General features: G+C 71.7%; 10 protein-coding genes. 9 read left to right on the top strand and 1 reads right to left on the bottom strand.

What is annotated here, in order from left to right; translation table 11 throughout:
* Window positions 1–71: 71 nt before the first annotated feature.
* Entirely contained in the window at window positions 72–932 is an 861-nt protein-coding gene (locus tag FXO23_RS38345) for a LysR family transcriptional regulator (protein ID WP_158891597.1), read from the bottom strand.
* Window positions 933–1,022: 90 nt separating this feature from the next.
* Between FXO23_RS38345 and FXO23_RS38340 the strand changes: the two genes are divergently transcribed.
* The 9 genes from FXO23_RS38340 (at window position 1,023) to FXO23_RS38300 (ending at window position 15,594) form a co-directional block, all read left to right on the top strand.
* Window positions 1,023–1,904, top strand: a complete 882-nt coding sequence (locus tag FXO23_RS38340; RefSeq protein ID WP_158891595.1) for an EamA family transporter — start codon at window positions 1,023–1,025, stop codon at window positions 1,902–1,904.
* Between the two features lie 358 nt (window positions 1,905–2,262).
* Window positions 2,263–4,077, top strand: a complete 1,815-nt coding sequence (locus FXO23_RS38335) for a phage tail sheath C-terminal domain-containing protein (protein ID WP_158891593.1) — start codon at window positions 2,263–2,265, stop codon at window positions 4,075–4,077.
* An 11-nt stretch (window positions 4,078–4,088) separates the two neighbouring features.
* The gene (locus tag FXO23_RS38330; protein ID WP_158891591.1) at window positions 4,089–4,613 is read left to right on the top strand and encodes a phage tail protein; all 525 of its coding nucleotides are present in this window, start codon (window positions 4,089–4,091) and stop codon (window positions 4,611–4,613) included.
* 2 nt (window positions 4,614–4,615) lie between these two features.
* Window positions 4,616–5,341 carry a T4 family baseplate hub assembly chaperone gene (locus FXO23_RS38325; protein WP_158891589.1) on the top strand — a complete coding sequence of 242 codons (726 nt, stop codon included), beginning with the start codon at window positions 4,616–4,618 and terminating at the stop codon, window positions 5,339–5,341.
* A complete protein-coding gene (locus tag FXO23_RS38320; protein ID WP_158891587.1) occupies window positions 5,334–6,011 on the top strand; it encodes a hypothetical protein in 678 nt (225 codons plus the stop codon). Before FXO23_RS38325 ends, FXO23_RS38320 begins: the two co-directional genes overlap by 8 nt.
* Window positions 6,008–7,249 (top strand): Pvc16 family protein, encoded by a 1,242-nt coding sequence (locus tag FXO23_RS38315; RefSeq protein WP_158891585.1) that lies wholly within the window; start codon window positions 6,008–6,010, stop codon window positions 7,247–7,249. Before FXO23_RS38320 ends, FXO23_RS38315 begins: the two co-directional genes overlap by 4 nt.
* Before the next feature lie 4 nt (window positions 7,250–7,253).
* On the top strand, window positions 7,254–9,161 hold the full coding sequence (locus tag FXO23_RS38310) for an ATP-binding protein (RefSeq protein WP_158891583.1): 1,908 nt from the start codon (window positions 7,254–7,256) through the stop codon (window positions 9,159–9,161).
* Window positions 9,152–9,421: a hypothetical protein gene (locus tag FXO23_RS38305; protein ID WP_158891581.1), complete on the top strand. Its 270-nt coding sequence runs from the start codon at window positions 9,152–9,154 to the stop codon at window positions 9,419–9,421. The genes FXO23_RS38310 and FXO23_RS38305 overlap by 10 nt, the downstream gene beginning before the upstream one ends.
* On the top strand, window positions 9,418–15,594 hold the full coding sequence (locus FXO23_RS38300) for an eCIS core domain-containing protein (RefSeq protein WP_158891579.1): 6,177 nt from the start codon (window positions 9,418–9,420) through the stop codon (window positions 15,592–15,594). Before FXO23_RS38305 ends, FXO23_RS38300 begins: the two co-directional genes overlap by 4 nt.
* Window positions 15,595–15,629 lie beyond the last annotated feature (35 nt).

Raw genomic sequence — 15,629 nt, 5'->3', positions numbered from 1 at the left:
CCGTCAGCAGGTCCTCCTGCTGGCGGAGTGCCGCCGGGCCGTCACGCGGCTCGCAACTTCCGAAACACGGCCTAGGTCTCCGCCGCGAGGAGGTCGGCGAACGTCGCGGCGTGCCGATCGCCGGTGCGGTGGCGGACGTAGAGGGTCCGGCGCAGGGGCGGGTCGAGCGGCAGCAGGGTCACGCCCGCGGGCGCGGGGCGCGGGGCGGCCAGCGCGGGCACCACCCCGGCGGTGATCCCGGCCGCGGCCATGGCCAGCACGGTGGCGACATCGCGCACGACGTGGTCGGGCCGCCAGGCGACGCCGTGCGCGGCGAATCCCGCGGCGAGCAGGGGACCGCAGGTGCCGCCGGGATCGGCGACGCCCGCGCGCGCGAACTCGGCGAGCCCGACCCGGTCGCCGCGGGCCAGCAAGTGGTGGCGGGGCAGGACGGCGAGGAACTGATCGGTCAGCTCGACCTCGGTCGCCGTTGCGTCCCGAGCGTCCCGGGGCCGCGTGGTGACGGCGAGGTCGATGGTGTCGGCGGCCAGCCAGGCGGCGAGTTCGTCGTCGTCGCCCCGGACGGTGAGGACGTCGCTGGCCGGCCATTCGCGGGTGAGGCGGACGAGGGCGCCGGGCACCAGCCGGACCAGGGCGCTGGCGACGGCGCCGACGCGCAACCGCGGCGCGTCCGCCCGCCCGCCGAGGGCTTCGATCGCGCGCAGGTGCCCGAGGGCGGCGCGGGCGTGTTCGGCGGCTTGGCGGCCCAGCGCGGTCAGCGCGGCGCCGTCCGGTCCGCGGTGCACGAGCGGCCCGCCGATACGGCGCTCGAGGGCGGCGACGGCACGGCTCATCGCGGACTGGGTCAGCCCGAGGGCGCGCCCGGCGAGGGTGAAACTGCCGTGTTCCTCCAGGGCGAGCAGGGCTTCGACCTGCCTGACCGTCAGTTCCATCCGGCCATGATCTCAGCGCATGCGGCGTATGACGAGTAGTCGTTGGACACATAGCCACTGTTCGGCTGTGCTGGTGAGGTGCTCGTGGCGATGATCGGACTGTGGCTGTGCTGGGGTACGTCGTTGCCGGCGATGCGGGTGATGGTGGGCACGCTGCCGCCGCTGCTGGCCTCGGGAACGATCTTCGTGGTGGCCGGGGCCGTGCTCGCCGCCGCGCGCCCGGCGGCGCTGCGCGGGCTGACCCGGCGGCAGGCGGTCGCCGCCGCGGGAATCGGAACCTGCCTGCTCGGCGCCCAGGGCGCGATCGCGGTCGCCGTGCGGCACGTGTTCGCCGGGACCGCCGCGCTGCTGGTCGCCGCCGTCCCCTTGTGGGTCGTGGTGCTGCGGGCCGCGATCGGCGACCGGCCGGGCGTGGCCGGGGTGGCCCGGCTGCTGCTCGGGTTCGCCGGGGTGGCGGCGGTGCTGGTCGCCGATTCGGGCGGTGGCGTCGCCTGGTCGGTGTGGAGCCTGGTCGTGGTCGGCGCCGCGATCGCCTGGGCCGGTGGGACGCTGTGGGCGTCGCGGTCGGCCTCGTTGCCCGAGCCGCGAGCCGCGACCGTCGTCCAGCTGCTGTCAGGTGGGTCGGTGCTCCTCGTCCTCGGTGCCGTCCTGGGTGAGCCCGGCGACCTGACGCCCGCGGCGGTCAGCGCCGGTTCCTGGCTCGCCTTCGGGTATCTGGTGCTCGTCGACTCGCTTGCCGGGTTCGCGCTCTACAACCGGCTCCTGCGCGCGGCCCCGGTCGCCGTGGTGAGCACCTACGCCTACGCCGTACCGGTGGTCGCCTACTTGGTCGGCGTTGTCGTCCTCGGCGAACCCTGCCACCTCGCGGGCCTGGCCGGTGCCGCGGCGATCGTGGCCGCCGTCGCCGCCGAGGTGCGCGCCGCCGGAAATGGCAGCGAGCCGATCTTTCGAAAACCGGCGGTTAGGAACTGACCAATTATCGCGCGCGATTTTCAGGGGCGACCGTCCATTTCCGAACAGACTCCGCGCGGGCCGGTGATGTCGATCTTCCTTGTATGCCAGCAAGATCGCTTAAGTCGATCTTCGGTCGAGTTCGGGAGATCATTTTCGGAAAAGGTCGTTTTCCACTGGATCATTTTAGATCTTGTGTGATCATTGACACTGCTTCGGAACGGCGGTAGGACTTGTAGCGGGCTGAAGTGGCACCACTGGTGGGAGGGCAAGAGGTGTCCCCGGGGTGACGGCGCCGAATTCACGCGACGCCGCCAGGGTTTCGCACGCTTCTCATTCTTCTCGTCTGCTGTGGTGCCCTCCACGCAATGGAGGTGCCATGCCGGTTACACCCACCTACCCAGGCGTCTACATCGAAGAACTTCCCAGCACCGTCCGCACGATCACCGGAGTCTCGACGTCGGTCACGGCGTTCGTCGGCTACACCGCCCGCGGCCCGGTGGACACCCCGGTCACGATCACCAGCTTCGCCGACTACGAGCGCCGGTTCGGCGGGCTCGCCGCGGCCAGTCCGGTGAGTTACGCGGTCCAGCAGTTCTTTCTCAAGGGCGGCTCCGTCGCGGTCGTGCTGCGCCTGGCGCACGACGCGGTGAAGTCCCAGGTCGAAGTCGCGGGCACCGGGCAGGCCGCGTCCTTCCGGGCCTTCGCCCGGGATCCGGGAGTCTGGGGTGACGGACTCCGGGTCGCGGTCGACCCGGGCTCCACACCGGACGGCTTCGACCTCCGGATCTTCGATTCGAGCGGGGCGGTGCGCGAAACCTTCCGCGACCTGTCGATCGACGCGGAATCACCGCGGTTCGCCGCGGCCGTGGTCAACTCCGCTTCCGAAGCGGTCACGCTGACCGTCGAAAGCGATGCCGCGACACCGGCCTACTCGGGCACGGTCTCGAACCCGTTCGAGGGGCCCCTGCCCGATGTGGCCGACCAGCCGCTCGACGCGGCGGTCGGCGACGAGACGCACACGTTCACGCTCTACACCGCCGACGATCCCAAACCGAAGAACCTGGCCGAACTGGCGCTGCTGCTGGAACGCAAGCTCCGCGGGGTCGCCGCGAGCAACCGCGACTTCGCCGCGGCGCGCGTGCACGTCCGGGGAAAGCGCTTGCAGGCGCTCGCCGGCACGCCCGCCGGTGAGCTCCGGTTGTCCGGCCAGGCGGCGACCACCCTGGGCCTGGCCGGATCGGTGCGCGCGCCCGCGTATCCGCTCACCGGGGGCGCGGACGGCACGGCTCCCACCGGCGCCGACTTCATCGGCAACGCGGACCAGAAGACCGGGATCCACGCCCTGCGCGCCGTGGAAGACGTGAACCTGTTGGTGATTCCCGAACTCGCCGGGCCCGAACTCGACAGCACGCGGATCGCGGTGATCGAGCAGGCGATCGCCCTGTGCGAGACCAAGCGCATGTTCTTCATCGTGGACAGCCCGAGCTCCTGGACCACGCTGGAGAAGGCGCGGGCGGGCCTCGCCGCATTCGACGCGGTCCGCAGCGACCACGCGGCGCTGTACTTCCCGCACATCCAGCTGACCGATTCGCTCACCGGACGGCTGCGGGACTTCCCGCCCTCCGGGGCCATCGCGGGAATCTACGCGCGGACCGACACCGATCGCGGGGTGTGGAAGGCGCCCGCGGGCACCGAGGCCGGGCTGTCCGGGGTACGCGCGCTGACCGTACCGCTCACCGACGAGGAGAACGGCCTGATCAACCCGCTCGGCCTGAACGCGCTGCGCGGTTTCCCGGTCATCGGGCCGGTGGTGTGGGGCGCGCGCACCCTCGCGGGCGCCGATCAGCTCGCCTCGCAGTGGAAGTACGTCCCGGTCCGGCGGACCGCGCTCTTCCTTGAGGAAAGCCTGTACCGCGGCACGAAATGGGTGGTGTTCGAACCGAACGACGAACCGCTCTGGAGCCAGATCCGGCTCAACGTGGGCGCGTTCCTGCACACGCTGTTCCTGCAGGGCGCGTTCCAGGGCGCCTCCGCGCGCGACGCCTACTTCGTGAAATGCGACCGGACCACGACCACGCAGGACGACATCAACCGCGGCGTGGTCAACATCCTCGTCGGCTTCGCGCCGCTCAAGCCCGCGGAGTTCGTGATCATCAAGATCGAGCAGATGGCTGGCCAAATCCAGGTCTAGGGGCGGTTGTCATGGCTGAGTTCACCGTTAACGCACAACGTTTCGACCCGTACAAGAACTTCAAGTTCCTCGTGCTGTGGGACGGGAAGACGGTCGCCGGGGTCAGCAAGATCAGCCCGTTGAAGCGGACCTCCGAGGTCGTCAAGCACCGCAGCGGCGGCGACTCCAGTTCGCCCCGGAAGTCCGCGGGACGGATCGAGTTCGAGGCGATCACCCTGGAGCGCGGCGTCACGCACGATCCGGAGTTCGACCGCTGGGCCAACAAGGTCTGGCTGGTCGGCGCGGGCCGCGGCACCGAGTCGTCGTTGCGGGACTTCCGCAAGAACATCGTCATCCAGGTGCTCAACGAGGCCGGTCAGGTCGCGGTGGCCTACAAGATCTACCGCGCGTGGCCGAGCGAGTACCAGATCCTGGGTGAGATGGACGCGAACGCCAACGCGGTCGCCATCCAGAGCCTGAAGCTGGAATGCGAGGGCTGGGAACGGGACGCCGAGGTGCCGGAACCGGAAGAGCCTTCGTTCACGCTCCCGGCCTAGCGATGCTGCCGGGGAAGGACCTGCTCGCCGTGTGGGAGTCGGGTGCGGCGGCGGGGGATGCCGAGCGCGCGCTGCTGCTGCACGCGGTGGCCCGTCCGGCCACTGTGGACGAACTGCTCGCGGTGCCGGTGGGCCGGCGCGACGTGGACCTGTTCGCGCTGCGCCGATCGCTGTTCGGCGCCCGGATCCCGGTGCGGTACGCCTGCCCGGAATGCGCCGAGGAACTGGAGTTCGACTTCGACACCGAGGCGGTGACCGGGATGCGGGCCCCGGACCCGGAACCGATCGTGGTCACCAGCGGCGACTGGACGGTCGTCCTGCGGCTGCCCACGTCTGGTGACCTGCTCGCGGCGGCCCGGGCCGCGACCGCCGCCGAGGCACGCGCGGTGCTGCTGTCGCGGTGCGTGGCGGAGGCGAAGCGGGCGGGAAAGCCGATGCCGTCCGGGGAACTGCCCGCCGACATCCAGCGGCGGCTGACCGAGACCGCGGCGGAGGCGGATCCGTGCGCCGACATCCGGCTGGACGTCATCTGCCCGGAATGCGGCCACCGGAACCGGGCCGAACTGGACATCGCGTCCTGCCTGTGGGCGGAGCTGGATTCCTGGGCCCGCGCGACGCTGCTCGAGGTCTACCAGCTCGCGCGCGCGGTCGGCTGGAGCGAACCGGAAATCCTGGCGCTGAGCCCGCTGCGGCGGCGTTACTACCTGGAGCTGGCCGGACATGCGTGATTTCTTCGACCGCTTGGTGACGCGGGCCGGGTTCGCCGAATCGGAGCCCGCGCCGAAGGTCCGGCCGCGGCTGCCCAACCCGTTCGAACGGGCCCAGCCGCTGGAGTGGGACGAACTCGTCGTCCTCGACGAAACCCGTGCCACGGCACCGGAACCGGAAACCGCGCCCGAACCGCGCCCGGCGCCGCCCCGGGCGAGCGCGCCACCCTTGTCGGGCAGTGCCCCCGCACCGCGTCCGGCCGGTGCGCCACCGGAACGGCGCGGCGAGGTGCGCGCGGAACCGGTCCGGCGGGCGCAGGTGACCGAGACCGTGCGGCAGGTCGTCGAACACCTGGAGATCCACCGCACCCTGGTCGCCCCCGCGCCGGTTCCGCCGGACTCCCCGGAACCCCGGCCGGAACTCCCCGTGGCTCGCGCGAACGAACCGGTCCGACCGTCCGTTGTGGACAAAACCCGCGCGCGTCCGGTGCGCGAGGTCGTGGCGGCCGAGGCCGCTCGGGACGCCGAGCGCCGGGGGGAACAGCCCGCCGCGGAACGGGTCGTGCGGGTCACCATCGGCAAGCTCGCGGTGACGGCCGCCGGTGCGCAGCCCCCGAAGCCGCCGCCGCGAACCGCGCGTCCGGCGCCGGAAGTCGGACTCGACCGGTACCTGGCGAGGAGGAGTCGATGAGCAACCACCTCGCCATCGCGCAGGCCACCGAGGCGTTGTGCCAGTTGATCGCCCGGGCGTTGCAGGCCGACGGCGATCCGATCGGCGCGCGCGTCCGGCCGGTGAAACCGCCCGCCGAACCGCCCGCGGAGCCGCTCGTCACGGTGTTCCTGTACCAGATCACGCCGAACGCCGCGCTGCGCAACCGGGACGCGCCCACGAGAGCCGCCGACGGCACGCTGATCGCCAAGGCACACGCCGCCCTGGACCTGCACTACCTGATCAGCTGCTACGGCAACGAGGACACCCTCGAACCGCAGCGCATGCTCGGCTCCATCGTGCGCGGCCTGAACGAGGAACCGATTCTGTCGCGGGTGGACATCGAGAGCGCGGCGGCCCGGCCCTACCTGGCCGGGGCGGATCTCGCCAGTTCACCGCAGGCGGTCCGGTTCACCCCGAGCAAGCTGGATCTGGACGATCTGTCGAAGCTCTGGTCGATGCTCTTCCAGACCCCGTACGCGCTTTCCGTGGTGTACGAGGCCACGGCCGTGGTGGTGGACGGCCGGGGAACGCCGGTCGCGGGCAAACCGGTGCTGCGGCGCACGGTGCGCGCGGTCGCCGGTGGCCGCCCGGTGATCGAGCGGCTGGTGTCGCGGCCCCAGGGGTCCTCGGACCTGCCGGTCGAAGGGCCGGTGCCGGCCGGGAGCGAGGTGTGGCTCGAAGGCGCCGCGCTGACCGGCGACGGTGTCGCCGTGCGCATCGGCGACCTGGTGGTGGCGCCGACGAGCGTCGGGAACGAGCGCGTGGTGTTCACCCTGGCCGGGGAGCCGGTGCGCGCGCTGCCGCCCGGGATCTACCCGGTCCAGGTGGTGCACGATCTGCGTGCCGAGGACCGCTTGCTGCGCAAGGTGATCGAGTCCAACGTGGTCCCGGTCGTCCGGCAGCCCCGGGTACTGGAACCGGTGGAATCCGGGGGCACGCCGCCGATCCTGACCGTCCGGTTCGACATGCCGGTCCGCCGCGACCAGCGGGTGCAGATCCTGCTCGACGAGTTGGACCCGCCGGCGGACCGGGCCGCGGCGAGCTACCGGCTCACCGCACCCGTTCCGCTCGACCGGCCGCCCGGCGCGGAGGACACCGTCCGCGTGCCGCTGCCGACCGTGCGGCGCGCGAGCTACCTGGTGCGGGCGCAGGTCGACGGGGTGCCCACGCTGCCGCAGGGCGATCTGCGCGCGCCGACGGTCACCCTGGGGGCGTGAGGTCATGGCCACCACCCGGGAGGAACCGCACCGGCAGGCGCTCGCCGAGGCCGTGCGCGCCGTGCTGGCCCGGGTGGACGCGCACGCCGGACGCCGGGACGCGGGGCCGGAGCCGCCCCGCCCGGACGACGCCGGCGCGCTCGGCACGGTGTGCTCGTGCTTCGGGCTCACCGCGTTCGAGCGGGATGTGCTCGTGCTCGCCGCGGCCGTGGAGATCGACCCGACCACCGGGGCCCGCTGCGCGGCGGCGAGCGGCGATCCGCAGCGCGCGTACCCGACCTTCTCCCTCGCGCTCGCCGCGTTCGCCGAGCCGCACTGGGGCGCGCTCACCCCGGTCGCGCCGCTGCGCCGCTGGCGGCTGATCGAACTCGACGACTCCGGTGCCCTGGCCACCGCGCGGTTGCGGATCGACGAACGGATCCTGCACTTCCTCGCCGGGATCCCGTACCTGGACACCCGGTTGCACGGCCTGGTCGCGCCCGCCGGGGAACCGGACGCGCTGCCCCCGTCGCACGCCCGGGTGGCCGAACGGGTGGCGGCGAGCTGGGCGGCGACCGCCCGCGCGCACGGGGAACTCGTCGGCGCCGACCGGCGGACGCGGCGGGAGGTGGCCGCGGCCGCGGCGCGCGCGTCCGGCCTCACCCTGCACGTCGTCGAAGGGGCGGACCTGCCCGCGGATCCGCGCGACCGGGACGCGCTGGGCCGGTTGTGGGAACGGGAAGCCGTGCTGCTGCCCGCCGCGCTGCTCGTCGACTGCGACGACCTTTCCGCGGAACGCCGGGCCGTGGCCGAGGCGTTCGCCGAACCGCTCGGGGTGCCGGTCCTGCTCGCCAGCACGGATCCGCTGCCGGGGCACGACCGCCGCACGCGGTTCCCGATCCCGGCGCTGACCCCTTCGGAACAGCAGGACCTCTGGGCGGCCGCGCTCTCGGCCGGGAACGGTTCGCCGCGCACGCTCACCGAGGACGAACTCAAACGGCTGGTCGCCCAGTTCTCCTTGCCCGCGCACGTGATCCGCGCGGCGGGCGGGGCCGCGTCGCGGGAACCGGGGGAGCTGCGCGCGCGGGCGTGGGAGGCGGGGCTCGCCGAAGCGCGGATGGCGCTCGACGAACTCGGGCACCGCATCGAACCCCGCGCGCGGTGGGACGATCTGGTGCTGACGGGGCAGCAGCGTCGCGTCCTCACCGAGATCGTCGCCCACGTGCGGGCGCGGGGCACGGTGTACCAGGACTGGGGCTTCGAAGCCGTGCTGCGCCGGGGACTCGGGGTCACCGCGCTGTTCTCCGGCGGCAGCGGCACCGGGAAGACCCTCGCCGCCGAGGTGGTGGCCGCGGAACTGGGGCTGGACCTGTTCGTGATCGATCTGTCCCAGGTCGTCAGCAAGTACATCGGGGAGACCGAGAAGAACCTGCGGCGGGTCTTCGACGCGGCCGAACGCGGTGGCGCGGTGCTGCTGTTCGACGAGGCGGACGCGTTGTTCGGGAAACGCAGCGAGGTCAAGGACAGCCACGACCGCTACGCCAACCTCGAGGTCAGCTACCTGCTGATGCGGATGGAGGCTTACCGCGGGCTGGCGATCCTCACCACCAACCTGAAGAAGGCGCTGGACCAGGCGTTTCTCCGCCGCATCCGGTTCGTGGTGGAGTTCCCGTTCCCGTCGGTGACCGAACGCGAGGAGATCTGGCGGCACGTCATACCCCGCCGGACCCCCGCCGAGGGGATCGACTTCGCTCGCCTCGCCCAGCTCACGGTGACCGGCGGCAGCATCCGCAACATCGCGCTGTCCGCGGCGTTCCTGGCCGCGGACGAGGATTCCCCGCTGCGCATGCGGCATCTGCTCGCCGCGTCCCGCACCGAGTACCTGAAGCTGGAGCGTTCGCTGACCCCGGGGGAGGTCGCGGGATGGGTGTGAGGGAACCGGATCAGGTGCTGATCGAGATCGACGAGCTGCTGTTCGACGGTTTCGGTCCGGTCAACCGCGATCGCGTGGCGGCCGCGTTCCAGCGGGAACTCGTCCGGCTGCTGAGTGTCCGAAGTGGACTGAGCGAGGTCCTTTCGGTCGATCAGGACCAGGACGTGGCGGAACTGGAGCTGCCCGCGCTGCCACCGGTCACCTCGCCGCGCGGCCTCGGCGTGGCGCTCGCGCGTGCGGTCACCGAGGGACTCAGATGAGGACGGCGGTGGCGCGGCAGCAGGTTTCCCGCAAACGGGAGACCGAGCGCGCGGCCGCGTCCCGCCCGCCGGAACCGAAGGACATCGTCTCCGGTGCGGGGCAACCGCTCGACGTGGGGCTGCGCCGGGAACTGGAGGCCCGGCTCGGCCACGACTTCAGCCGGGTCCGCATCCACACCGATCCCGACGCCGCGGCGCTGGCCGAACTGCTGGGCGCGGACGCGGTAGCGGTCGGCCAGGACGTGTTCTTCGCGGAGGGGCGGTTCCATCCCGAGACCTCGGCGGGACGGCGGCTGCTCGCGCACGAGTTGCTGCACACCGTCCAGGTGCCGCACGCGCCGGGGCCTCTGCGCCTGGGCCGCGAGCCGGGATCGCTGAGCACACCGCGCGACGCGGTCGAACTCGAGGCCGAGGAGGGGGTGCGGGAGCGGTCGCCGGAGTTGCGCGAGCGCGGCAGCCAGGTCGCTTCCTGGCTGCGGTACACCCGGGGAACCGCCGAACAGCACCGCGCCGAGCAACTCGATCCGGCCGCCGTCGTGGATCGGCTGGTGGCCGGGTTGCTGCGCAGCCTGCGCGGGGACGCCACCGACGCCTCCGGCCGGGTGCGGCTGCAACTGGGCCGCCTCGCCCCGGTGCTGCGGGATCTCGTGCTGACCCGCCTCGAATCCCGGCTGCCGTCGGCGGAGTACCGGCGAGTGCTCGAACTCGTCGAAGAGGCGGACGCGGCGGCGGCCGGTGGACCGGTCGATTCGGCGGGGACCCCGGAACCGGTGACGGACGCGGCCGAACGCCGTGACATCGAGCGCCACGACACCGCGGAGGCCGGGCAGAGCGAAGCCGAGCAGGACGAGCAGCGGGATGCGGACGAGAAGTCCGAACCGGACGAGGAGCCCGTCGAACCGGCTCCGGAAACCGAGGACGGGAAGGGCGAGGAGCCGGAGCAGGACGAGGAAGAGGAGCAGGAGAAGGACGAGAAGGAACAGGACAAGGAAAAGAAGGAAGAGGACGAGAAGAAGGAAGACGAGGAGAAAGAGGACGAGGAGAAGGGCGAGAAAGGCAAGCAGAAGGAGAAGGAAGAGGGCGAGAAGACCGAGGAAGCGCCGAAGGACGCCGAGGCGGCGGCCGCCGCGCAGCCGATCGCGCAGGCGCCGGGCGCACCGGGCGCCGCACCACCGCCGGGTCAGGGCCCCGCGGCCGGGGCCGCCCCGGCCGCCGAAACCGGGATCGCCGATGCCCAGCCGGGCCCGGCACGACCGGAACGGGTGGAGCAGGCCGCGGCCCAGCCGGACAGCCCGCTCGTGCGGCACGGCCTGGCCGACCGGCGCGAGGACGAGGAACGACTGGAGGAGCAGGAGAAACCGCTCGGCCTCGAACCCGCCGCCGAAACCGAGGTGGACGCGCCGGAACCCGCACCCGAAGCGCCCGAGGCGGCACGTCCGGAGCGGCCCGAGCTCAAGCCCGAGGACTACCTGCCCGCCGCCGATCTGGATCTGTCCCACGTCCCGACCGCCGAGCGGACGAACGCGCGGGAAGGCGGACCGGCGCCCCGGCCACCGGAACCGCCGAGTTTTCCGGCGCCCCCGCCGACCAAGGCCGAACAGCAGGAAGAAGACGAGGAGCCGACGCCCGAGCCGGAAGCCGCCGAGGCCGGTCCCGCCCCGGCGCCCCAGCCCCCGCCGGAACCGCCGGAAGCGGCCGAGGAACCGCCCGCTCCGCAGCCGCTCGACGCCGAGGTCGGCCCGGAACCGCGCGCGGAGACCGCGGACCGAACGCCGATCACCCCGGCGGAGCCCGCCGAACCCGAAGCTCCGAGTGCCGGGTCGCGGATGCCTGGTGCGCCGGAACAGGAACCGGAACCGGCGGCCCCGGAACTCGCCGCACCCGGACCGGCGGGCCCGGAACCCGCCGCACCCGAACCCGCGCGGCCCGGACCGGTCGCCGGTCCCGCGCCCGTCGGCGGTGGCGGCCCACCCATCGGTGCCGACGCGGGGCGGCCCGAACTGGCCCAGCAGCCGGAAGCTCCCGGCGTCGCCGAGCCCGGCGCCGAGGCGGGTGCCCCGCCGATCGCGCCCGAGGCGTCCCTGGAGCCCGGCGGCGGCGCGTGCGCCGGTGCGCCCGAGCCGACCACCGAAGGCGCCAAACCCGAGGGTGGGGAAGGCGGCTGCGCCGGTGGGGGCGGCGGCGCGGCGGGTGCGGCCCCGCCACCGGCCGAGCAGCAGCCCGCGCCATCGGACGTGTCCGGGCAGCCCCCGGAGGCGGCCCTGGCCACCGTCGGCACGCTGCCCCCGGACAAGATGCGCAGCTCACTGTCCGGAGTGGACAGTGCGGTCAGCCGGGACGTGGGTGAGCAGCAGAACGCGCTCGCCGCGGCGCCACCGACGATGCAGCGTCCCTCCGGCGCCCCGCGAACCATGTCGGGCCCGCCGGAGGCCGCCCCGCCCGGCGATGCCGAGCGGGTCCGGCTGGAGAAGGCCGAGGCCGAACGCGCGGAGCAGCAGAAGAAGCAGCAGGCGAAGGAGGTTCAGGGCACCGATCCGGCGGCGCAGGCGCAGCGGCCCCAGGTCGCCGGGGGCACCGACGGCAAACTGTCCGAGCGGGAGGTCCGCAACGTCGAGCAGGCGGTCGACAACGTGCCGACCACCGATCCGGCGCTGCACACGACCGTGGGCCCGGTGCAGAAGGTGGAGCTCAAGGGCGAGACCGATCCGGTCCGGACCGACCAGCAGGCCGCGGAACTCACCAAGTCCTCGCAGGAGATCCACGCGGGCGGCCGGGAGGAGGCCGCGAAACCGCTCGGCGAGGACCAGATCTTCCCGAACGCACCGGCCGAGACGCTGACCGCGCAGGTGCCCTCCGGCGGCGGGCCCGCGGGACCCGCCGGACCCGGCGGACCGGGCGCTGAGGAACCGGGCGTCGCCGTTGTCGCGCAACAGGAACGCGGGCCGCAGATCCAGGCCGGGGTCGCCCAGGGGCAGGCCCAGATGGGCGCCGAGCGGCAGAACCAGCAGCAGGCGCAGGCACAGGCGAACGCCCAGCACCAGGCGGAGGTGACCCAGGCCGTCCAGGAGAACGCGCAGGCGCAGGCGGCGGAGCGGGGCAAGGTCGCCGAGGACGCGGCGGCCAAACGCGAGGAGTGGCGCGGCGAGCAGGACAAGAAGATCGAGGAGACCGGCGCCGAGGCGGGCAAGGAACACGAGAAGTCGCGCGCCGGGATCGTCCAGGAGAAGACCGAAACCGACCAGAAGAACGAGGCGAAGCAGAAGGAGGACAACGACCGGATCGCCCGCGAGCGCGAACAGGCCGAGGAGAAGGCACGCAAGGAGAAGGAACGCAAGAAGGAGGAGTCCGAGGGCGGGATCTTCGGCTGGATCGCGTCGAAGGTCAAGAGCTTCTTCGAGGGGTTGCTGAACGCGATCACCGCGATCTTCGACGCGGCGGTGAAGTTGGTCAACACCATCGTCAAGGAGTTCACCAAGATCGTCACCGGGCTGATCGACCTGGCGCGCAACGCGATCATCGGACTGATCAACACGCTGGCGAACATCCTGATCAAGTTGTGCGACGTGCTCGCGGTGTTCTTCCCCGAACTCGCCGCACGCATCCGCAAGGCGATCGAGACCCTGCGCGACGCGGCGATCGCGGTGGTGAACAAGCTCGCGGACGCGCTCAAGGCGGGCGTCGAGTTCCTGCTCAACAAGCTGGCCCAGGCGCTGACCGGATTGCTCCGGTTGCTGGAGGCCGGGCTCAAGGCCGCGGTGAAGATCGTCGAGGGCGTGGTCAACGCGGCCATCGAGTTCGCGAAGGCCGCGATCCAGCTGCTCGGGAAGTTCGCCGCGATCATCGCCGACATCGCGTCCATGGGAGTCGGGCCGTGGCTGGGCAAACTGGGCAGCTCGGCCAAGGAGGGCATCCAGAACCACCTCTGGGGCGCGATCAAGAGCGCGGTCAAGCGGTGGTTCAACGAGAAGGTCGAATCGATCCTCGGGCTCGGCAAAGCGGTCATCAACGTGCTGATCAAGGGCTGCGTTTCGATGGCCCAGATTGGGAAGATGGCCTGGGACGCGCTGATCGCCTCGCTGCCGATGATCATCATCATGGTCATCATCGAGCGGCTGGTCTCGCTGATCGTCCCCGCCGCGGGCGCGGTGCTCGCCGTCGTGCAGGGCTTGATGGCCGCCTGGGGCACGATCAGCAAGATCCTCGCCGCGATCGGCGCGTTCATCGCGTTCCTGATGGCGGTCAAATCCGGCCCCGCCGCCTGCCTGTTCGCCGCCGCGGTGGCCGCGGGCGTGGTGGCCCTGCTGGAGTTCATCACCAACTTCCTGATGGCGAAGCTCGCGATGGCCGCCAAGGGCGTCGGCCGGACCCTGCAAGGAATGGCCAAGAAGATCACGGCCGGTCTCGGCCGCGCGGGAAAGGGCGCCCGCAAGGCCGCCGGAACCGCGGTCAACTCGGCCCGCCGCGGCCTGAAATCGGCGAGCCAGGCACTCCGCCCGCCCCGCCGCCCGGCTCGCCCCGCGGGCCCGGGCGCCGCCCGCCGCCCCGGCGCGCCGCCGCGAACTCGCCGCCCGGGACGTCCCGGCACGGGCCCCGGCCGCCGCGTTCCCGAACGCCGCCCGGAAGCCCGCCGACCTTCCCGGCGGCGTGACCGTCGCCGGGAAGACGAACGGGAAACCCCGCCGCGCCGGGTGAGCCCGGCCCGGGCGGCGCTGAACCGGGTGAAGCACACGGTCCGCAACGGCCTGCGCAAGGTCGGCCAAGCCCTGCGCAAGGTGGGGCGCAAGGTGGCGAACAGCAAACTCGGCCGGGCTTTGAAGAACGGGGCGAAGAAACTCCGCGACAAGTTCCAGCGCACCCGGGACCGGTTGAAGGACCGGCAGAAGCAGCGCCAGGAAGACCGTCGCCGCCACGAGGATCAGCGCCGGAAGAACGAGGAACAGACCAAGGACCAACGGCTCGCGCTGATCGTCGCACGTATCCGCCCCAAGCTGGTCTCGCTGCTTCGCCGGGGCGTCTACGAACGGGTGCTCAACGGCGTACTGGCCGGGATGCGGATCTGGTACCGCCTGACCGGGCTGACGACCGTGGGCAGGCCGAATTTCCGGGTCGTGGCCACGCTGAACCCTTCGGCGAGTCCCACCGACGGAATCTGGCGTGAACTCAACGACGTGGAAGGGGAGAAGTTCGGGGAAAAGCATCTCCGGGGAGATTTCGAGAACATGCCGAGCGAGCTGATGCACGCTTTGCTCCGGTACACGAAGTTCGGCATTCCCTACAACCAGATGTTGCGGCTCGTCGCCCGCGGCGCGACGCCGAGCGAAGTGCTTGAACGATGGAAGGGGCAGACCGGTAAGGGGACGAAGATCCGCAATGTCTTCGGCGGTGCGACTCCCACCCCGGAGCAGGTTCAGAACGTGGCGCGGAACCCGGTGCGAAGCCGCAAGCAACTTCGCCTGCTCAGCGATATAGCGACGGCGGGGAACAGGGAGGAGGTGTTGCGCGACATTCTTCGCTCGGGCAAGAAGGGGGAGCGCCTGCGCGCGGTTTTCGGCGGCGCCGAGCCCACGGTCGCGCAGGTCCTGGCGGTGTCCAGGTCGTCCCGGCTCAGCCGCGAGCAACTGGCACTGCTCGGTGAGGTCACGGCTGCCGGAGGCAGTGGGAAGAACACCGATCTGATGGGCAAGAAGCTGAACGAGTTGTTGGCGAAGAAGAGCTTCTACGATCGTGTGGTCGAACTGTTCGACGGGCATTTCCCCACCGAGGCCGAGATCCAATCCGACCTCGACAACGTCCGGCGTGCGGTGAACCAGCCGGTGGGCGAAGACGTCGTCGTCCATCGCGGATTGACCGGAGTGCGTTTCCTCGGCGGGGATCCCGCGAAACCGAAGCTCGGCCTGGATCCACCCGAAGAGAGAACCGAGCCGGGGCTCATGTCGACATCCGTCGGGGCGAGCGCGGCGTTCGGAATGTTCAAGTACCAGCTCCATCTCCGTGTGCCCAAAGGAGCGAGAGGACTTTGGGTCGGCGTTACCAGCATCTACCCGCGCCAACGCGAGCTGATCCTCGCACCCGGAACGCGGTATACGATCACGCATGTGGTCGATCCCAGCCGTTCCAACCGGCGGGACCCCACCTGGCACATCTACGCCGAAGTCCACTTGCCGACGCCGTGACCGATCGAAAAAGGGTAGCGAACGATGAACGAGAA

Source organism: Amycolatopsis anabasis, from assembly GCF_009765355.1.
GTDB lineage: Bacteria > Actinomycetota > Actinomycetes > Mycobacteriales > Pseudonocardiaceae > Amycolatopsis > Amycolatopsis anabasis.
Note: the sequence above shows the minus strand (reverse complement) of the source record. Positions and strands in the feature narration are given on the sequence as shown.

What these genes read in the sequence shown, in the direction of transcription:
- FXO23_RS38345 (WP_158891597.1), bottom strand. Translation starts at nt 932, where the DNA reads ATGGAACTGACGGTCAGGCAGGTCGAAGCCCTGCTCGCCCTGGAGGAA.
- FXO23_RS38340 (WP_158891595.1), top strand. Translation starts at nt 1,023, where the DNA reads ATGATCGGACTGTGGCTGTGCTGGGGTACGTCGTTGCCGGCGATGCGG.
- FXO23_RS38335 (WP_158891593.1), top strand. Translation starts at nt 2,263, where the DNA reads ATGCCGGTTACACCCACCTACCCAGGCGTCTACATCGAAGAACTTCCC.
- FXO23_RS38330 (WP_158891591.1), top strand. Translation starts at nt 4,089, where the DNA reads ATGGCTGAGTTCACCGTTAACGCACAACGTTTCGACCCGTACAAGAAC.
- FXO23_RS38325 (WP_158891589.1), top strand. Translation starts at nt 4,616, where the DNA reads ATGCTGCCGGGGAAGGACCTGCTCGCCGTGTGGGAGTCGGGTGCGGCG.
- FXO23_RS38320 (WP_158891587.1), top strand. Translation starts at nt 5,334, where the DNA reads ATGCGTGATTTCTTCGACCGCTTGGTGACGCGGGCCGGGTTCGCCGAA.
- FXO23_RS38315 (WP_158891585.1), top strand. Translation starts at nt 6,008, where the DNA reads ATGAGCAACCACCTCGCCATCGCGCAGGCCACCGAGGCGTTGTGCCAG.
- FXO23_RS38310 (WP_158891583.1), top strand. Translation starts at nt 7,254, where the DNA reads ATGGCCACCACCCGGGAGGAACCGCACCGGCAGGCGCTCGCCGAGGCC.
- FXO23_RS38305 (WP_158891581.1), top strand. Translation starts at nt 9,152, where the DNA reads ATGGGTGTGAGGGAACCGGATCAGGTGCTGATCGAGATCGACGAGCTG.
- FXO23_RS38300 (WP_158891579.1), top strand. Translation starts at nt 9,418, where the DNA reads ATGAGGACGGCGGTGGCGCGGCAGCAGGTTTCCCGCAAACGGGAGACC.